The following is an 18,442-nucleotide window of genomic DNA, read 5'->3' as shown; positions in this document are numbered from 1 at the left end:
TATGTTGCTTGACTTCCATGAAGACTCCTCCAAACACTAAAATCAAAACCCAAAAACCGAGCGTTTTTCGGTAGAAGGGAATCGTGAAGGGTTTGAAAAACAGCTTATCCATTTTCCGAAAGTCTACCTGATTCCATCTTAAATATACCTTGGATAGGCAAGTTAGCAATGGGGCTATTCTGATGTGAAGTAATTAAGAAAGTAACACCTTGTGCTGCCAGATTTTTGATCATTTCTGTCAATTGATGTTGAGTTTGGGTATCAATGGTGGTAAATGGTTCATCCAAAATCACCAACTGGGGTTTACCTAAAAAGGCCAAAATCAAAGCAGATTTTTTGAGCATTCCGGATGAGAATGTTCCAACAGGAAAGCCTGAAAATGAATCAGCTCCAAAGGTACTTTTCAACAGATTGATTTCTTCTTGATTTGCATTTTTTGCTTTAGCGACTACTTGAATCAAATCATCTAAACTCAAAAAATCAGGGAATTGAGGCTCCGCTTCTGCATATCCTATGGTCGCCCGATATTCCAGGGGTTTTTCTCCCAAATCAGTTCCATTCAATTCGATTTTTCCCTGAAATGGATGGATACCAGCCAAGGCTTTTAGGAGTGTAGATTTCCCTGAACCATTAGCTCCATGGATAAAATGTATCCCTGATTCCAACTTCAAAGTGTCAATCTGAACTTCAAATCCACTGGGGTATTTTTTAGAAAAGTTGGAAATCAAAAGCATGAGGCCGAGTTGATAGGATGGCTATCCTGAATTTTGATTGAATTAAAGGAAAATGAGGGATTCTGGAAATTGAATTAACAATAATTAATCGCAACCATCTAGTTTTCTAGATATTCCGTTTGCTCCATTGGTTGATCCTCATTGCTTAACAATTTGAATAAAATTGGGTCACTTAGAATTTGGGCTACTGAAACTACCTCTCCATCTAAAATCACTTTATTATTCATCAGCCGGATACCATGACTGTAATCGACATACCAATCCACATGTCCATTGTAAACAGGCTGTATGGGATTCCCATCCAACTTGTGCCAACCGTAAATCACCACCTTTTCAGGAAGATCTTTCAAATGATAGGAGAGGATGACATCTTTTTTTATTCCTGCGATTAGCGGCCCATTTTTTTCATTTTCTTCAGCTATTTGTTTCTCAATTTGTTCATTGTGAAGGATGAATTTTTCAATGCTTTCATTTTCTCTGCCAACTGGTTTGTAGAAAAATGGATCCAGCTTCACCTCAGCATTCTCATAAATATGGTCGCTGATTTTGGCAGTGATTAACGAGGCCCCGAATACGTTAGCAATCCGTTGTGCGGTATGTGGGTTCATGGGAATTCGGCAAAAGTCATCACTAGAACCAACAGCTAAATAATCCGGCATGACCTCATAGATTACTTCATGAATTCCACCATTTGCATCCTCAAAAGGGGCTTTTAATTGAATGGGTTTTCTCAGGAAATCAGGCAAATTCCCTTCTGCCAAAGCTTTGTAGATTTCTTCCTCCCGCTCTTCCATTGATAAGGGAATCATTCGAGTCATAAATGCGGTACCAGTCTCGGAATTGGGTTTCCTATTTGGTATTTGAAGAGGATGAATTTGACTTTGGGCAAATAGGGGAATAAGTAAAAGGATAAGGAAAAATCTAATAACCATGGACTGTTTGCTTAATACGCGATTGCATAATAATCATCCACATTGCAATCATCACAGATAAGTTTAATTAGAGTGCGGCCTTTACTCAAAACTTTGAGGTTGAGTTCCATTACATCTCCTCTTTTTTCAAAATTGACACATTTTTCATCATAAGTATATTTGACTTGAGCGATTCCTCCGGTTTGGGTTTTCAAGCAAAAGGAAGAAGGTCCGTCTTTCTTATTGATGAGCATGATGGTCCAGGAGTCATATTCTCTGATCCAATCCCGATTAATTAATTCGGATAAGTTTCCGCGGGCGAGATTTAAGTATTTAAATTTTTTTTCATTTTCCATGAAAACATATTGAATCAACTCTTCGTCAGAAAGTTTTTGAATTGTTTCATATCTGTTGGCTTCAACTAAACTGAGGTATTGTTGGTGCCATTTCTTTAAATAGGGAGTATTTATTTCTTTTTGTTTTGCAAAGATCCCTACCAATAATTCCATTGCTTCTGGGGATTCCTGAATTGCCTCAAATAGGGTACTGGTAACGGTTATGGGAACAGTCTCATCCGAAAAATAGGGGAATCCAACTCTGCCTTCTCCAAAAGGGTAAATATCGCCTTCTTCTGATTGTTTGAAAGCTCCAGTGTATTCAAATTCTCCAACTGATCGCTCTCTAATGGTTGCCGATTTACTGTCAGCTATTCCATTTTTATAGGTATAGGTTTCTAGATGGGTCTCTTTTTTTATGGTGTGAATTCCATCTACAATCCCACTTCTTCCTGAAAGACCCTTGGTAGTGCCAACATAGCTAAATGTAGGAGTGTCCACATCAAAATAAATGCTATCGTTCTTTCTTATGAAAGATGCTGTTAGATTTGGATCACTGATGTATTCCCCATTGGCTAATTGTTTAGAGTTTCCGGGGCGAAAATTGACCTTAATCTTGATACCAGAGCTTTTTTCAGTAATTATTCCCGTGGTTGCAAAGCTGTTGGCAAAAGTCCCCGTATAAGTCGTTTTGCCCATATCAACTGTCCCTTCCCCATAAATACAATTGCCATCAATGCATGGATAAATAGTGGAACTGACCATCGCATTATTTGCCTCATCAATTCCAAAAGGTCCTAATAGCTTGTATTCTGCTTTGAGTAACTCATAGTATTCGGGGACTTTTTGCTGAAATCGATAGGCTGCAACAGCTGCATCCAGATCCGGTTCTTTTTCACCTTCGATGAGAGATTTACCAGCGATTATAGGTTCTAATATCTCGCGTTCAATGCTATACTTTTCAAAGTAATCGATGTGTTTGTTAAAAAAGTAATTTGCGAAATAGCTTCGCTGCAAAGCATCCAATCGCTTCCAGTCTTTCTCTGAAAAATCCAGATTGCTTTCTTCATCATAATCCTCTCTCACAATTTTTCGGATAATATATCCGCTGATTACGTCACCGCCATCTTTGTCAAACTTGGCGCCATCCGGTCTGGTGACGGACCTGTATTCTTTGGGGTCTTCTTTGACCACTTGGAAGATAATTCCTGCCTTATCATAGCCATCCGGAAGGAAATAATGCTTTCGGTAATAGCCATAGTCCAAAGTGTTTATTTTGCGATAGCCACTTTTACTATCGAGTTCAGATACTGTATAAACATCTCCAGTATTGAAGGACTCAAAAGGTAAGGTAATGGTGGCATAATCTCCCAGAGTTCTTCCATTTACACTATTTACACTGCTTATTTGGATGCTATTGAGATGACCATATCCGGCTAATAGGTCATCCTCTTCAAAACTGAAAGAAAGATGGTATCTAGGATGATTGTCAATTGTTTTGACCCAAGGAAATCTTGCAAAGAGCTGACCGGAAAAGCCTTCTGGTGATTTTGGCTTTACAGGATAATTAAAAAGGGTTATCAAAGAGTCTTTGAAGGCCTGAGAATCCATTTGGATTGGAAAAGTTATCGTTTGAGACTGGAGGCGAAAAGTCCAAAAAAGGAGGATTAAAAAGATTATTGACTTTTTTTTCATGGGCTTGAATTATAGCTTCCTAAACTAATAAAAATCAAAGAATTATTGGAATTGATTTGATATGAAAATGAAATGTCTTTTCACCATTTAATAGTGGAAAAACTAAAAAGAATCCTCAAATTTTAAAGACTTCTGACTTAGTCTTTAAATAATCTCCTTGCTAATTTTCAAATTTTTCAATCTTTCATTTTTCAATCCAAAATCTCATTTGTCAATCCCTTTCTTCTCCTGTAACTTTACCGACTCATTCAAAACCAAAAGCCGTGGCAAATAAAAACGTCAAAGTAGGTCTGGTTCAACTCAGTTGCTCTGGGGATGTGGCCGAAAACATGAAGAAAACAATTGTAGGTATTCGTGAGGCAGCCGCTAAAGGCGCTCAGGTAGTTGTCCTGCAGGAACTTTTTAGGTCTCTTTACTTCTGTGATGTGGAGGATTATGAAAACTTCAATTTGGCTGAAGCCATTCCTGGTCCTTCAACCGATACTCTTGGGGAAATCGCCAAAGAATTGGGAGTGGTAATCGTCGCTTCTCTTTTCGAAAAGCGTGCTGAAGGATTGTATCATAATACGACGGCTGTTTTGGATGCAGATGGAAGCTATTTGGGTAAATACCGCAAGATGCATATCCCTGATGATCCGGGATATTATGAGAAATTCTACTTTACACCTGGAGACTTGGGCTACAAAGTATTCAAAACCAAATTTGCTACTATTGGTGTGTTGATCTGCTGGGATCAGTGGTATCCTGAAGCAGCTCGAATCACAGCTTTGAAAGGTGCTGATTTCTTGGTTTACCCTACGGCAATCGGTTGGGCCAAATCTCAGGATGATGCGACCAATGAGGAGCAGTATGGAGCTTGGCAGACGATTCAACGTTCTCATGCCGTTGCCAATGGTATTCCGGTAGTTTCTGTCAACAGAACAGGTGAAGAAGCGGAAATGCAGTTCTGGGGTGGTTCATTTGTAGCCAATCCATTTGGTAGAGTCGTTTACAAAGCGCCTCATTTGGAGGAAGAAATTCACGTAGAAGAATTGGATCTAACAGGTTCGGATCGATACAGAACCCACTGGCCATTCCTTCGTGACAGAAGAATTGATTCTTACGAACCTATTACCAAGCGTTTCCTCGACGAAGATTAATTGATGAAAGATATTTTCAAATTGGCTGAAACTGGAGCAGCTACTCCAGCTGAATTGGGTTATTATTTCCCCGCGGAATTTGCTCCTCAAGAATCCATGTGGTTAAGTTGGCCACATAAAGAGGAGTCTTGGCCGGGGAAAATCGATTCCATTTACGCACCTTATTCTCAGTTTATCAAAGAGGTTTCTCAAGGTCAAAAAGTAAATATTAATGTTGCTGATGAGGCAATGCAGAATTTTGCTTTGGGACATTTGGATAAAGCAGGAGTGGATTTAAGCAAGATCTCTTTTTATTTCTTCCCTACTAATGATGCTTGGTGCAGAGATCATGGTCCTGCATTTTTGATTAACCCGAAAGCTGAAGTTAAAAAGGCTTTGGTTAAGTGGAATTACAATGCTTGGGGTGAAAAGTATCCACCTCATGATTTGGATAACCAGATTCCTATTCGAATAGCCGGAGAGTTGGGCATTCCTTGCTTCAAACCGGGAATCGTCATGGAAGGAGGGTCTGTGGAATTTAATGGAAAAGGGACTCTTTTGACATCCAAAGCCTGTTTGCTAAATCAGAACCGAAACCCACATTTGAATCAGTCTCAGATCGAAAAGTATCTGTGTGATTTTTATGGGGTCAGCCATATCCTTTGGGTTGGTGACGGTATTGTGGGTGACGATACGGATGGACATATTGATGATATCACTCGTTTTGTCAATGAGGAAACAGTTGTAACTGTCATAGAAGATCACAAAGGAGATGAGAACTATGATATCCTAAAGGAAAATCTTGAGATGCTGGAACAAATGAAACTCCAGGATGGGAAGCCTTTGAATATTGTGGAATTGCCGATGCCAGGACCAGTTGTTTGGGAAGGCCAAAGACTTCCTGCGTCCTATGCCAATTTTTATATTGGAAATGATGTAGTAGTAGTTCCAGTTTTCAGAGATAAAAATGATCAGAGGGCTTTGGATATCCTTTCAGGTTGTTTCCCTGATAGAAAAGTGGTGGGAATTGATTCTACGGATATTATTTGGGGACTAGGAAGTTTCCACTGCCTAAGTCAGCAGGAACCGAAAGTCTAAAACATAAATAAGGCCCGTAATTTTACGGGCCTCTTTTTTATTTGACAATAGCTTGATAAACCATTTGTCTCATTTTATTCGAATAGAAGTTGCTGTACTGATTGTACTGGGTCATCAGGAATGAAACCATATTCTCTTTGGGGTCGATGAAAAAATAGGTGCAATAGGCTCCGCTCCAGAAATATTGTCCTTCAGATCCAATAATATCTGCTTCCGCTATATCTACCAAAATTCCAAAACCCAATCCGAAACCATATCCCGGATCATATTCCAAACCTTCAATATGATTTCTGGTCATCAAATCAATGGTCTTGGGACTCAAGAATTGTTGTCCATTCCAGCTTCCTCCATTCAAAAGCATTCTGGCAAAAATCGAATAGTCTTGGGCGGTTGAAAATAAGCCGTGTGTTCCTCCAAATACCGTGTTTCCTTTCGTTGTTGGTTGGTTTGGCATTTTGACCAATTTTCCATCTTCAGTATGTCCATGAAGGGCTACCAATCTCTTGGCTTGCTCTTCAGTTAGGTTGTAGCCAGTGTCTTTCATTCCTAGTGGATCTAAAATCTTTTTCTGTAGATATTGATCATAAGGCATATTTGAAAACACTTCAACTAGGCGCACTGCAATATCCGGCGAAGCAGAATAGTACCATTGTTCTCCCGGCTGACCTAAAAGAGGGATGCTCGCCAAAGATTTAACGCGCGATTCAATATTCTCTTGGGGTTGCATATAAAGTGCGTTTCGCACATCTTCTTCCTGCTTGCTTGGACCCAACCCATGAGAAAAGCCTGCCGTATGGCTTAATACTTGAGCTATCGTGATTTTTTGTTTGGCAGGCTCGGTATCGCCGTCTTTCCCATCTTCTGGGTTTTTCAGAACTCTTAGATTTTGAAATTCAGGAAGGTATTGCTCTACGGGATCCGAAAGGAAGAATTTCCCTTCTTCATAGAGCATCATTAGAGCAACTGTAGCAATGGGTTTGGTCATAGACTGGATAAAGAATATTTGTTCTTTTTCCATGACTTTTCCTGTTGATATATCACTTGATCCATAGGCTTTCTCATAGGCTTTTTCGCCATCCTTATAGATCAGAACTACGGCCCCAGGGATTTTTCCATCGGCGATTTCAGAATTTAAAAACTCATCATAACGGGTTAGTCTGTCCTCTGAAATTTTGTTTTGTGCCGGTGAGCTGATTGAAAAGCTCAAAATCAGTAAGAGGAATAGGTAAAGGATCTTTTTCATGGTTATGTGTTTTGGATCTTTGTTATTTCGTAATCTTTTCAATTTGTATTGAGAATGCCTAGAAAGATGGCATAAAGTTCAATTTTCGGGAACATCGGACATCGGTCATCAAGCCTCTAAATCAAAGAGGATTTTGATTGTTGCTTAAAGAAAGATAAAAAGGTAATTATTAATGTCTAATAACTCTTCCGTCCTCCATTTCGATAATTCGATCGGTTCCAGCAGCGAACTCAGGATCATGGGTTACAATCAGCATGGTCTGTTTAAATTCCTGAGCTAGTTCTTTGAATTTATTGAATACGATATCTGAATTCTTTTTGTCCAAATTGCCTGTCGGTTCATCTCCCATGATAACCAATGGATCATTGATCAAAGCTCTGGCAATTGCTACTCTCTGCTTTTGTCCTCCTGATAGCTGATTGGCTTTTTTGAGTGCATGCTCTTCCATCTCAAAAATTTTAAGCTTTTCCATGGCTCGATGCTCCAATTCATCTCTTGAGACTTTTCCCAATTTCAACCCGGGTATCATAATATTTTCCAAGACAGAAAATTCATTCAATAAATAGTGAAACTGGAAGACAAATCCGATTTTTTGATTTCGGACCTTGGCAAGGTAATCATGGGGTTTTCCAGAAATCAATTCCTCATCCAAATGTAATTTTCCCTGGTAATCTGTATCCATCGTAGAAAGGATATAGAGTAAGGTGGATTTACCACAGCCTGATTTTCCAACCACCGAAACAAACTCGCCCCGATTGATATTGAAGGAAACCTGTTTGAGGACTTGGTTTTTATTGGGACTGAAGAAAAACTTGTCGATTCCTTCAGCTCGTAAGACTGACTTTTCTTTTTCGCTCATTTTCCTCTGATAATGTCTACGGGGTCAACTCCACTAGCTTTTCTTGCAGGGAAAAAACCTGCGAAATAGGTGGTGATCAAACTGAATGAGCCTCCGATTAGATAATACTTCGGGTTGTAGTCAATTGGGAAGGTTTTGATAGTTGGCAAGGCTTCAGTTTCAAATGGAATCTGATCGATGCCTAGGCATGTCAAAAAGCCTAAAATCAAGCCTATTCCTCCTCCAATCACTCCAATGCTCAGGGCGATGGTGATGAAAATACGATTGACATCAGTGCTGTTGAAACCGATAGCTTTAAGAATGGCGATGGTATCTAGTTTTTCATAAATCATCATGTTTAGGATATTATAAATCCCAAAGCCTGAAACTACCAATAGCGTTATTCCCACAGCATAACTGATCAGCGTTCTGATATTTGTTCCTGTTTCAAATTGTGCATTGACAGTCTGGATATCGTCAGCATCAATTTCGAATATCTGTTCCAATTCTCTAGCCATGGGAGGGGCCTGATCCAAATCGTAAAGTTTTACTTGGATGTCTGTAATGTAGGAGGGCGATTCTCCCAATAATTTTTGGGAGGTGGTGATGGAGGCAAAACTATTGGCGTTGTCAAAATCACCTAGCCCAGATTGATAATAACCCACTACTTTGAGTTGAACCTGATTGCCTTGGGCAGTAGTCACTTGAATCACATCTCCTATGTCGGCGAGCATACGATCTGCAAGGCCTTTTCCCAAAAGAATGGTGTTGGTCTGATTGAGATCCTCATAGTTTCCCGATGTTACATAATCTGTAAAAGAGAATAATTGAGCTTCTTTTTCTACATCAATTCCATTGACCACCCCCGTGAGGTCGATTGTTCCAACATTGAAAAAAACCTGCGATGAAATCTTGGGACTGACTCCTAAAACTCGTGGGTCTGACTCTAATGTTTGGATGATTTTTTCGGCATTATGGATAGCCAATCTGCTTGTGCTGGGTTTGATAGACCGAATGAAATTCAGTGAGCCTGAAAATTCCGGACTCTCATCCACCGGCTGATTGGGATTGGGCTTAATCTCATTGTAAAAACGGATATGAGGTGTTCTATTCAAAACCAATCCATCCAGCATGGCATTGAGCCCATTCATAAACCCCAATAAGGCCACAAACATCGTGATACTAAACATGACACCCACAGCTGCAACTCCCGTCTGCTTAAGTCTTGCAAACATCAATGCTTTGGATAATTCAATGATGAGAGACCACTTCATGGATTCGGTTTTTTGAGAATAGTGGAATCTGTTATCCCACTTTCTATTTCCGCAAATTGATAGTTTTTAATTCCCACCGAAACCTGAATGGTGTCCTCGTCTTCAGTGATTACAAACTGATCTTTGAAAAGATAATTTCTCGGAATTACCAATACCTGATCTTTGACTGCGGTTATAATATTTGCCTCCAAAGTCAAGTTAGGATACAGGGTCGTAGGGGCTTGTGTGAATTTTGCCTCAACCTTAAAAGTTTTGGATCGGTTGTCCATCAATGGATAAATCTTGGTGATTTTTCCTTCAAAAGATTCTCCCTTGTAGCTATCCATAGAGATGATTGCTTTTTGACCCAATTCTATTTTGGAGATGTCATATTCATCAACCTGTAGCTCCAAAAGATACTCTTCGTTGCTTCCCAAAACTGCGACAACGGTTTGTGGACCGACCATTTCACCTTTCTCCTTTGGGAGTGCATAGACTTTTCCGTCTATTTTGCTTTTCAAGATATAATCACTTTCCAAGGCTTTGCTAATAGCCAGATTATTGGAGGCACTTTTGGAGTTGTATTCAATTTCTCTTTTCAAATCATCGTATCGGATTTGAGCAGATTCATATGCTGTCAATGAGTTTTCATAGTTCAGTTTTTTCTGATCAAGCTCCACTTGAGTTCCTACATTTTGATCCCAAAGATGCTTTTGCTTGACATATAAAAGTGAGTCATTGTGCATCTTGCTTTGGGCAAAATCAATTGAAAGTTGGAGGTCCCGAAGCTTGGATTGATTTTGCTGGAAATCTGCAAAAGTTTTAGCTAGCTCGGCATTTTCACGGCTTAGTTTTTCTCGTTCGCTGTAGATGGCTAAAATGGGGTCACCTTCTTTGACCAAATCCCCTTCCTGGACAAAAACTTCCTGAATCGGACCAGAACCCATTGGGTAGGCATCGTATTGATTGATTGTTTTGACGATGCCAGAAGCATAAACAGATTCAGTAATGGCTTTTGTCTCGGGACTAATGGTTTCTTCATCAGAACCCGAACAGGAATAAAAATATACACTAGCCAAAATTAGGATTGATCCTATTGATCTTTTCATCGCTTGCTGGGTTGTCTACTGCAAAAGAAATTCACTATCTCGAGAGATTCTATGATATTCCTCAACTTACTAACAAAAAAACACCTAAGCAACGGGTAGCTTTAGAAGCTAAAATCAATTGGGATCCACATCGATGATCCATCGAACAGATCGAAATTCGGGAATGGCCTGTAGGTTTTCCAAAATCTGATTGAGCTGATTTTTAAACTCAGTTTGTGTGGCACCGGATCTATCCAATTTGATCAGACTTTCAAACTGATACTGGTTTTTGATTCTGCCGATGAGCGCTTTTTCCGGTCCCAGGACAATCTTCTTGACAAGAATATGGGCCATTTCCCGATGAAGTGCCAAAGCTGCTTTTTCAGTGATTTTAAAGTCCGTATGTCGGGTAGTAATCTTTACCAATTTGACATAAGGAGGATAGTAAAAGCTTTTCCTTTCCATCATTTCATGACGAAAATATTCATAATAATCACCCTTAATTACTTTTTCAAAAACCTCATTGTCTGGATTTCGGGATTGGATGATGACTTGGCCTTTTTCTGATCTTCTTCCGGCTCTACCTGCTACTTGGGTGATTTGTTGAAAAGCACGTTCGCCTGCTCTGAAGTCAGGGAAATTCAAAATTCGGTCTCCATCCCAAATCCCAACAACTGTCACTCTTCCAAAATCCAATCCTTTGGTGATCATTTGGGTGCCTACCAAAATATCGATTTGGCCTGCCCCAAACTCATCCAGAATTCGCTGGTAGCCATATTTGTTTCGGGTGGTGTCCAGGTCCATTCTTCCCAATCTTGCTTCTGGGAACAGTAAACTTAAAGATTCCTCAATCCGCTCGGTTCCCATGCCCATTGTTGTCAGTTGCGTACTGCCACAAGCAGGGCAGGAGCTGGGTACCTTTTCCTTATAGCCACAATAATGGCAGCGCAATTCCTCTGTAAATTGATGATAAGTCAAGCACACATCACATTGGATGCATTGACCCGTCCAGCCACAATCTTCGCATTGGATATAGGGTGAATAGCCCCTTCTATTTTGGAAAATCAGAACCTGCTCGTTTTTATCCAATGCTGCCTGGATTTTTTCGCGCATCAATCTGGTCGAGTCCAGTTTCAACAAGTTTTTCTTTCGGTCCGCACTTAAATTCGCAAGGTGATACTCCGGTAAAGTTGCATCTCCATATCGGTGAGTCAATTGAACATAGCCGTATTTATCCTGTGTGGCATTAAAATAAGATTCAAAGGACGGTGTAGCCGAACCCAAAATGCATTTTGCCTGATGAAAATAGGCAAGCATGATAGCTGAATCGCGTGCTTGGAAGCGAGGAGCAGGATCAAATTGCTTGAAACTGGCCTCATGTTCCTCATCTACGATAATCAGTCCCAAGCTATCAAATGGGAGGAAAATTGAGGATCTCACACCCACTACGAAAGAGAATCTTCCACTCAAAACTCCATTCCATACCTCAACCCGTTCGTTGTCTGAATATTTGGAGTGATATACACCCATCTGGGAACCAAACACCTGTTGGAGTCTACTGACGATTTGAGTAGTCAAAGCGATTTCTGGAAGTAAAAGCAAAACTTGAGAGCCGCTTTCCAAGGTCTCACGGATCAATTGAATGTAGATCTCTGTCTTTCCACTTCCTGTTACTCCATGAAGCAGGACAGTTTGTTTCTCCTCAAAATGTTGCTTGATTTCAACAAGAGTTTGGTTTTGGGATTCAGATAGTACCGCTGGCTCTTTTTCTGGTTCCGCTTCCTCGATTCGGTTTACAACCAACTTGAATGTTTCAAAAACTCCATTTTTAATCAACGTCTTAAGTGAACTTTCTGAATCACCTTCTTCTAGTAAAGAGGTTTTTGCTAGTCCTTTTTCGTTGAGTTTGAGATTTTGAAAAACCGGGACATCGCGAAGGTATTTGAGTAAGATGGATTCTTGTTTGGCTTTTCCGGAGAGGCTTTCAAAAACTGCTCCCAAAGCTTTTCTGTCTGAAGCTATTTCTGGAACAATCCTAACTCTTGTCTCGACTTTTGGAGTGTATTTTTCCTGAACTTTCTCAAAAATCAAGACCGCTTCTTTGGCGACAAGACTTTTCAGAATTGGGTGAATGGTTTTGATGCCCAATATTTTTTCGCAGTCCTCATAGTTGAGTTCTGACTGGTTTTCCAATGCATCCAAAATCATATCTTCCCTTGGATCCATCGGGTAGGGACTGTTTTCTCGGTCAAAGTTCGGATTTGCCTGGATTTTGGACTCACTGCTCAGGCGCAAGCCAGTGGGAACCGCTGCATGCATGACTTCACCGATATGGCAACAATAGTAGTTGGCCATCCAGACCCAAAAGCGAATCTGAATCGGATTAACTGTCGGTTGATCATCGAGAACCTCCAAAATCGGCTTGGCATCATAAGCCTGAGGAGGTTTGTTGTGAACCTTTCCAATGATTCCTGTCAGAACCTTTTTCCTGCCAAATTGCACAATTACTCGGGCTCCGATTTGAATTTGGGGAGCTAGAGCAAATGGGATTTTGTAGGTAAACATCCGGGGAATGGGAACCGGCAAAATGATGTCCGCAAAGTTTTTTCCGGACTCCTGGTTTCCATATTCCTCGTCTCCAAAAAGGTTTTGCACAGAATCAGTTTAAATAGGGTAATTGGCTAATGGCCTCTTTGATCGTGCCGACAGGTTTTTGACAGGCATGATCAAAGCAAACATAAATTAAGGCATTTCCATTTTGATCTGCATGTTTTCCCGCCAAAAGTGGGGCAGTTTCTGTCATTTCTTCAGACCAAGCCACTACTAAGTTGGAAGGATGACTTTTTAAAATGCCCAAAGCCAATTCTTCTGCTCCTTTTCCTACAATCGCTATTTCAGCAGTAGGGACAATGTTTTCTAGAAGTAAGTTCGCCCAATTGCTCAGGAACCCAGGATCTTTTAAGATCAAATCCTTCATTCCGCTGATCATCTTTTTTGAAATTGACCCATAGTTCTCCTCATAAGTCAATAATGCCAAATGGTGGAGGTTTCTTGCCATCACGGAATTGGAGGCGGGAATCACATTGTCAAAAAGCTCCTTTTTGTTGGCGATCAACTTCTCAGCGTCTGGATTATTGAAAAAGAAAAAACCATCAACTTCATCGTAGAAATGATCTAGACAAAAATCAGTCAATGACTTGGCCAATTTCAGATAGTTTTCTTTACCACTTGTCTGATAGGCCATCAAAGAAGCTTTAATGACTGCGGCATAATCTTCTAAAAAGGCGGGTGTGTAAGCTTGATTGTTTTTATAAGATCTGAACAGCACTCCATTTAGTATCATTTTTTCTTGAATGAAGTCAAGGTTATCCAATGCCAATTGAAAGATAGATTTGTCTTGAGTTGAGATGAAAGCTTGAATCAAACCAGCACTCATCCAGCCATTCCATCCTGCTAAGATTTTATCATCTTTCCCAGGGAATATTCGCTGGTTTCTGATTTTAAGAAGCTTTGCTTTGATGGGATTTAGTCTTTCAAGGAGTTCGGATTCGCTCATTTTGAATTCCAAAGCGACTTCTTCATAAGACTGGGTTTGAAAAAGAATATTCACGGCATCCTCCCAATTGCCATGGATTTTTAGATTGTACAATTTGCTGAACCAAGGCATTTCATCTCCGACTATTTCTTGAAGCTCGGAATATCTCCAGGTATAGAATTTCCCCTCTATCCCTTCGCTATCCGCATCTTGGGCGGCCTCAAAAGCTCCTTCAGGAGTTAGTATTTCTGATTTGAGCCATCCGATGGTTTCGGTGATTTTTTCCAAAAAAATTGGATCTTGACTTTTTTGAAATGCTTTGGAATAGAGCTCCAGCAACTGTCCGTTGTCATAGAGCATCTTTTCAAAGTGAGGAGCAAACCATTCCCCATCTACTGAATACCGAGCAAATCCTCCTCTAAGCTGATCATATATTCCACCCATTCCGATTTTCTTCAAAGTGAAATAGGCTGAATCTAGTAGGTCCTGATTTTTGGAAATAAAGCCATAATCCAAGACGAAATTCCAAATGGCAGGCATGGGAAACTTGGGAATGCGATTCATCCCGCCCCATTCTTTGTCAAATTGAGAGCTTAGTTTAGAGCTGATTTCAATCAGGTCATCTGGATCGAAATCTGGTTCTCCTGCTTGTATTCCATATTTTTCAATTTCCGATCGATTCAGATTGTGACCAAAGCCTTCAGCGCTCTCTGCCAACTGATCATGATGGTTTTCAAAGGCATTTGCAATGTTGGCCAATAAGCCTTTCCATTGGTCATTTTTGAAATAGGTGCCTCCGTAAAATGGCTTTTGATTGGGCATCAAGAATACATTCAAGGGCCAACCCCCCTGTAATCCCATAGCCTGAACCGCATCCATGTAGATATTGTCCAAGTCTGGCCTTTCTTCCCGATCGATCTTAATGCAGACAAAATGATCATTCATCAAGTCTGCAGTAATCTCATCCTCAAAACTTTCCCGCTCCATAACATGACACCAATGGCAGGCAGAGTAGCCAATTGAAACCAAAATCGGCTTGTTTTCAATTTCAGCTTTCCTGAGAGCTTCGGGTCCCCAAGGAAACCAATCCACAGGATTATGTGCATGCTGTAGGAGGTAAGGACTTTGGGAATTGATAAGGCGGTTCATAGGGGTGATAAGTTGAAAGGTTCGAAGGTTTGACCTCCAAGGGGTTAAATCGTATTTATCTAAGATTTGTTTGTTGTTGCTACTTGGGTTTTGATAACCCTTGGAGGTCTTTGATCTCTTTTGAAAAATCAAATTCTCCATCCAATCGTTCCAGTTTAGCTAATAAGTTTTGTTGAAACTTTCTATGTGAATCCGATTCTGGATTAAGAGGTCGATGGGCTAATTCAAGCTGGATTTTAGCGATTTCTGTCACTTTTTGCTTCGTATCTGCATCGAAAATAGCCTTTTTCCATTTTTCCCAAATGTAATTTTCAGCCTCCGCTGTTGGATGGATCAAATCGGATTTATAAAACCTGTAATCCCGTAATTCATCCATCATAATTTCATATGCGGGGAAATAGCTTACAAAGTCGAATTGCTTTTCAAGGTTACCGCAAAGGACTCTCAAAAGGCTCTTACTAAGTTGATTTTCGGAAATACCATCTTTAGTATGCCTGACTGGGCTGACTGTCAAGATGATTTTGAGTTGGGGGAAGGCTCTGGATATGTTTCCAAAGACATGAGCTAGGTGACTTTGCATTTCCTCCAGTGAGGCAAGCCTTTTCTCAAAAAGCTTTTGAGGCTGCTTGTGACAATTGGCGACTCTTCCATACTCAGGAAGTTCATAGATCCATGAAGTTCCAAAAGTCAAAATCAAATGACTTCCTTTTTCTAGATATTCCTTGGTTCGCTGAATTTGTGATAAATATTTCTGACCAAGATCTACTTTGCTTTTTCCTTTTAGGTCAGAATGAACTCCATAATGAAAAAAGAGTCCATCTCTTTCTAAAATTCCTTCGATATCCAATTCATCTTTGAAAATGGCATGATCCAAAAGATCGCCCAAAATCAAAGGATGGAAAATGGTGCCGAAAGGATTGACCAAAGTGTCGAATTTGACGTTTTGCATTTTTCCTCCGATCACATCAGCGAAGCAAGAACCCATACTTAGGATTTTACTTTGATTGGTGATTTGATGGGGAAGTGGCGAAATTGGGAAGTCCAGAAACCATTGCATAATGTGAATTTAAGAGATTGTGGAGGCTCAAATCGAAATTTCTATTTAGTTTTTGAAAAAAAGTGAGAGGCTAGTGTGATTTTTTGCTTTTCCTTCAGACTAATATGTCAAAAGCTAATTCATGAAGCGAGAGGACGAATTTATTCAACTCATTCAGGAAAATCAGGGACTGATCTACAAAATCGCGACCATCTATACCCGCGATCGAGAAGAGCAGGAGGATTTGTGTCAGGAAATAGTCTATCAGACATGGAAGTCTTTTGACCAATTCAAAAAAGCCTCCAAGCCAAGTACCTGGCTATATCGGGTGGGAATGAATACTGCGATAACCAATCTAAACCGATCTAAAAAGCGGGTAACTGCAGTACCCATGGATGGTTTGGAATTGAACCTGATGGAGGACGACGATTCCCAAAAAGAAGAGCAAATCCGACAGATGTATGCTGAGATCAGGAAACTGGGACTGCTGGATCGTGGTATTGTCTTTTTATTTCTGGAAGGTAAAAACCATGAAGAAATAGCAGAAATCGTCGGAATCAGTGTTACCAATGTTGGAACGCGACTTTCCCGCATCAAAGAAAAGCTTAGAAAAGGAGTTCAAACCTATTAATTGTACATAATCATGGAACTCGAAGAAATGAAATCCATTTGGGGTGATCTCAGTGGAAAAGTTGAAAATCAAGAAAAAATCAAGAAAGAAGAACTAATGAAAATGACTAGAAAAAAATATCAGAACAGTCTGGGAAAAATCTATCTCCCAGAAATATTAGGGAGTGTTATCTCCTTTATTTACGCGGCCTATTTCATTACCCAGTTTGAAAGGTTGCAGTTGCCTGTTAACCAAGTGTTTGTTGTTTTCAACACTGCCATTATGATCATTCTTCCTACGATCAGTCTGATTACTTTATATAAGTTGAATAAACTAGATATCGTAGGAGAAAGCCCAATGGAATTGTTGCAAAAATTTAAAAAGAACAGTGTGTTTTTCAGGAATTTCCAAAAAGTAACATTGATTCTTTCAGGTATGTTTGCAATCACGATATTACCACCTTTGGCCGAGCTATTGGGAAGGGTAGATATGATTTCCAATACGAAGTTTTGGATAGTATATGTGCCAATTGGTTTGATATGCGTTTATATTTTTGGAAGTTGGGCTTTTAGGAAATATGACAAGGCACTTCAAAAAGCACAGGATCTTTTAGAGGGGATTGAATGAGTAAAGGGAGCAATCAGCTCCCCTTTTTTATGCTTTCCCAAAGTTTAAACACTTGCGTGTCACCAAACCCATAGATAGGAAGTCTTCGGTGGAATTCTCTAAAAATCTCCCCAAAATCCTCTGTGTGGAGTTCTGTTTGTATTTTCTTCAACTCTTCTTTTGGAAGACCTTCAGAGTTTTCATTTGGAATCATCTCTTTCCAAGCTTTGATCGCTGGAATTAAAAAAGGGAATTTAACTTCAACTTCAGGGCTTATTTTCAAGGCGTTTTGAGGCTCGGAATTTTGAAAATAACTCCATAAGTTTCGAAAAACTGGAATGTCTTCCGCGCCTAATTCCTGGGCGTTTTTCCAATTGGAAATCAAATTTTCATGACTTACCTGAGCAAAAGAATAAGGAGAATCTTTTCCAGGAAGAACCAAAAACGCTTGATTAAAAGCAGTTGGTAACAAAGTGCAGGCCTTCCAGAAATTCACTTGGCAAAACAGGTCTTCTTCGAACCAAAAGTAAACTTTGGATTCTGCTGGAATTTGTGTGATTTTTAAAATTTCAGCCTTGGAATAAGAATCATAGTCGGCCTCCGAAAACTCTAACTCAATAAATTCTTTTCGCTTTTTCCAAAATTCTTCCTCTGAATCAGCATGGACTGGTCCATCCACCAGGCATTCCCTAAAAATAATTTTTTCACCGGGGATGTCCTTTGGGAATTGGTAGGAAAGTGCATCGCCATTGAGGATGTGGAAAATCATTTCGTCGGATATTTATCTTTCATGTATTGATAGGCTGTTCTGATTAATTCTCTGAGTACTGTCTCGTCTACATCGGATAATTTATTGATATATACACAAGATGCCCCAGTCTTATATTTTCCTAGTCTTGCAAATAGCTCGTCAAAACTGGTTTCCATACAGCCCAAGAGATACAGAGAAATTGCAGATTTCCTTGGGGCAAACCCCGTAATCAGAAAATCGCCCTCCCTTCCTGATTCATATTTGTAATGATACTGGCCGAAACCAATGATGGAAGGTCCCCACATCACGGCTTTTTCACCGGTCTCTTCTTCCATGATTTTTTTGATGCGGAAGGCATCTTCTCGCTTTTTAGGAGATTCGGTTAGATTGATGAACTCATCAACCGATGCATCTGTAGGTTGGGTTTTGTTTTCAGCCATGT

16 protein-coding genes are annotated in these 18,442 nt (G+C 40.0%); 4 read left to right on the top strand and 12 right to left on the bottom strand.

The window, feature by feature from the left end; translation table 11 throughout:
- Positions 1-104 precede the first annotated feature (104 nt).
- The 3 genes from O0V13_RS17820 to O0V13_RS17810 all read right to left on the bottom strand — a co-directional run bounded on the left by O0V13_RS17820 (position 105) and on the right by O0V13_RS17810 (position 3,591).
- The gene (locus tag O0V13_RS17820) at positions 105-734 is read right to left on the bottom strand and encodes an ABC transporter ATP-binding protein (protein ID WP_268036342.1); all 630 of its coding nucleotides are present in this window, start codon (positions 732-734) and stop codon (positions 105-107) included.
- Positions 735-832: 98 nt separating this feature from the next.
- Complete coding sequence (locus tag O0V13_RS17815) at positions 833-1,666, bottom strand: hypothetical protein (protein WP_268036340.1); 834 nt, start codon at positions 1,664-1,666, stop codon at positions 833-835.
- Between the two features lie 11 nt (positions 1,667-1,677).
- Positions 1,678-3,591 (bottom strand): hypothetical protein, encoded by a 1,914-nt coding sequence (locus O0V13_RS17810; protein WP_268036339.1) that lies wholly within the window; start codon positions 3,589-3,591, stop codon positions 1,678-1,680.
- 347 nt (positions 3,592-3,938) lie between these two features.
- On the opposite strand from O0V13_RS17810, the gene O0V13_RS17805 reads away from it, so the two are divergent.
- Both O0V13_RS17805 and O0V13_RS17800 read left to right on the top strand, forming a co-directional pair.
- Positions 3,939-4,814 (top strand): carbon-nitrogen hydrolase, encoded by an 876-nt coding sequence (locus O0V13_RS17805; RefSeq protein WP_268036338.1) that lies wholly within the window; start codon positions 3,939-3,941, stop codon positions 4,812-4,814.
- Between the two features lie 3 nt (positions 4,815-4,817).
- Positions 4,818-5,891, top strand: coding sequence for an agmatine deiminase family protein (locus O0V13_RS17800; protein WP_268036337.1), 1,074 nt, complete (start codon positions 4,818-4,820; stop codon positions 5,889-5,891).
- Positions 5,892-5,928: 37 nt separating this feature from the next.
- Here O0V13_RS17800 and O0V13_RS17795 read toward each other — a convergent pair whose 3' ends face one another.
- The 7 genes from O0V13_RS17795 to O0V13_RS17765 form a co-directional block, all read right to left on the bottom strand.
- A complete protein-coding gene (locus tag O0V13_RS17795) occupies positions 5,929-7,134 on the bottom strand; it encodes a serine hydrolase domain-containing protein (RefSeq protein ID WP_268036336.1) in 1,206 nt (401 codons plus the stop codon).
- A 169-nt stretch (positions 7,135-7,303) separates the two neighbouring features.
- Positions 7,304-7,993, bottom strand: coding sequence for an ABC transporter ATP-binding protein (locus O0V13_RS17790; protein WP_268036335.1), 690 nt, complete (start codon positions 7,991-7,993; stop codon positions 7,304-7,306).
- Entirely contained in the window at positions 7,990-9,246 is a 1,257-nt protein-coding gene (locus O0V13_RS17785) for an ABC transporter permease (protein ID WP_268036334.1), read from the bottom strand. Before O0V13_RS17785 ends, O0V13_RS17790 begins: the two co-directional genes overlap by 4 nt.
- Entirely contained in the window at positions 9,243-10,334 is a 1,092-nt protein-coding gene (locus tag O0V13_RS17780; RefSeq protein ID WP_268036333.1) for an efflux RND transporter periplasmic adaptor subunit, read from the bottom strand. The genes O0V13_RS17785 and O0V13_RS17780 overlap by 4 nt, the downstream gene beginning before the upstream one ends.
- A 114-nt stretch (positions 10,335-10,448) precedes the next feature.
- Positions 10,449-12,968, bottom strand: coding sequence for a replication restart helicase PriA (gene priA / locus O0V13_RS17775; protein ID WP_268036332.1), 2,520 nt, complete (start codon positions 12,966-12,968; stop codon positions 10,449-10,451).
- Between the two features lie 4 nt (positions 12,969-12,972).
- Complete coding sequence (locus O0V13_RS17770; protein ID WP_268036331.1) at positions 12,973-14,997, bottom strand: thioredoxin domain-containing protein; 2,025 nt, start codon at positions 14,995-14,997, stop codon at positions 12,973-12,975.
- Positions 14,998-15,076: 79 nt separating this feature from the next.
- Positions 15,077-16,054 carry a GSCFA domain-containing protein gene (locus tag O0V13_RS17765; RefSeq protein WP_268036330.1) on the bottom strand — a complete coding sequence of 326 codons (978 nt, stop codon included), beginning with the start codon at positions 16,052-16,054 and terminating at the stop codon, positions 15,077-15,079.
- 121 nt (positions 16,055-16,175) lie between these two features.
- Between O0V13_RS17765 and O0V13_RS17760 the strand changes: the two genes are divergently transcribed.
- Together O0V13_RS17760 and O0V13_RS17755 are read left to right on the top strand one after the other, a co-directional pair.
- A complete protein-coding gene (locus O0V13_RS17760; protein ID WP_268036329.1) occupies positions 16,176-16,664 on the top strand; it encodes an RNA polymerase sigma factor in 489 nt (162 codons plus the stop codon).
- Positions 16,665-16,676: 12 nt separating this feature from the next.
- A complete protein-coding gene (locus O0V13_RS17755) occupies positions 16,677-17,270 on the top strand; it encodes a hypothetical protein (RefSeq protein ID WP_268036328.1) in 594 nt (197 codons plus the stop codon).
- A 13-nt stretch (positions 17,271-17,283) separates the two neighbouring features.
- On the opposite strand, the gene O0V13_RS17750 is transcribed toward O0V13_RS17755, so the two are convergent.
- Together O0V13_RS17750 and O0V13_RS17745 are read right to left on the bottom strand one after the other, a co-directional pair.
- On the bottom strand, positions 17,284-18,018 hold the full coding sequence (locus O0V13_RS17750) for a DUF1835 domain-containing protein (protein WP_268036327.1): 735 nt from the start codon (positions 18,016-18,018) through the stop codon (positions 17,284-17,286).
- Positions 18,015-18,440, bottom strand: coding sequence for a DUF1801 domain-containing protein (locus O0V13_RS17745; RefSeq protein WP_268036326.1), 426 nt, complete (start codon positions 18,438-18,440; stop codon positions 18,015-18,017). Before O0V13_RS17745 ends, O0V13_RS17750 begins: the two co-directional genes overlap by 4 nt.
- Between the last annotated feature and the right edge of the window lie 2 nt (positions 18,441-18,442).

This window comes from Algoriphagus sp. PAP.12, from assembly GCF_026652115.1.
GTDB lineage: Bacteria > Bacteroidota > Bacteroidia > Cytophagales > Cyclobacteriaceae > Algoriphagus.
This window is presented reverse-complemented; position numbering and strand designations above follow the sequence as displayed.

Bases quoted from the DNA above. Each gene is read 5' to 3' on its own strand.
- O0V13_RS17820 (WP_268036342.1), bottom strand. From the start codon at position 734: ATGCTTTTGATTTCCAACTTTTCTAAAAAATACCCCAGTGGATTTGAA.
- O0V13_RS17815 (WP_268036340.1), bottom strand. From the start codon at position 1,666: ATGGTTATTAGATTTTTCCTTATCCTTTTACTTATTCCCCTATTTGCC.
- O0V13_RS17810 (WP_268036339.1), bottom strand. From the start codon at position 3,591: ATGGATTCTCAGGCCTTCAAAGACTCTTTGATAACCCTTTTTAATTAT.
- O0V13_RS17800 (WP_268036337.1), top strand. From the start codon at position 4,818: ATGAAAGATATTTTCAAATTGGCTGAAACTGGAGCAGCTACTCCAGCT.
- O0V13_RS17795 (WP_268036336.1), bottom strand. From the start codon at position 7,134: ATGAAAAAGATCCTTTACCTATTCCTCTTACTGATTTTGAGCTTTTCA.
- O0V13_RS17790 (WP_268036335.1), bottom strand. From the start codon at position 7,993: ATGAGCGAAAAAGAAAAGTCAGTCTTACGAGCTGAAGGAATCGACAAG.
- O0V13_RS17785 (WP_268036334.1), bottom strand. From the start codon at position 9,246: ATGAAGTGGTCTCTCATCATTGAATTATCCAAAGCATTGATGTTTGCA.
- O0V13_RS17780 (WP_268036333.1), bottom strand. From the start codon at position 10,334: ATGAAAAGATCAATAGGATCAATCCTAATTTTGGCTAGTGTATATTTT.
- O0V13_RS17770 (WP_268036331.1), bottom strand. From the start codon at position 14,997: ATGAACCGCCTTATCAATTCCCAAAGTCCTTACCTCCTACAGCATGCA.
- O0V13_RS17765 (WP_268036330.1), bottom strand. From the start codon at position 16,054: ATGCAATGGTTTCTGGACTTCCCAATTTCGCCACTTCCCCATCAAATC.
- O0V13_RS17760 (WP_268036329.1), top strand. From the start codon at position 16,176: ATGAAGCGAGAGGACGAATTTATTCAACTCATTCAGGAAAATCAGGGA.
- O0V13_RS17755 (WP_268036328.1), top strand. From the start codon at position 16,677: ATGGAACTCGAAGAAATGAAATCCATTTGGGGTGATCTCAGTGGAAAA.
- O0V13_RS17750 (WP_268036327.1), bottom strand. From the start codon at position 18,018: ATGATTTTCCACATCCTCAATGGCGATGCACTTTCCTACCAATTCCCA.
- O0V13_RS17745 (WP_268036326.1), bottom strand. From the start codon at position 18,440: ATGGCTGAAAACAAAACCCAACCTACAGATGCATCGGTTGATGAGTTC.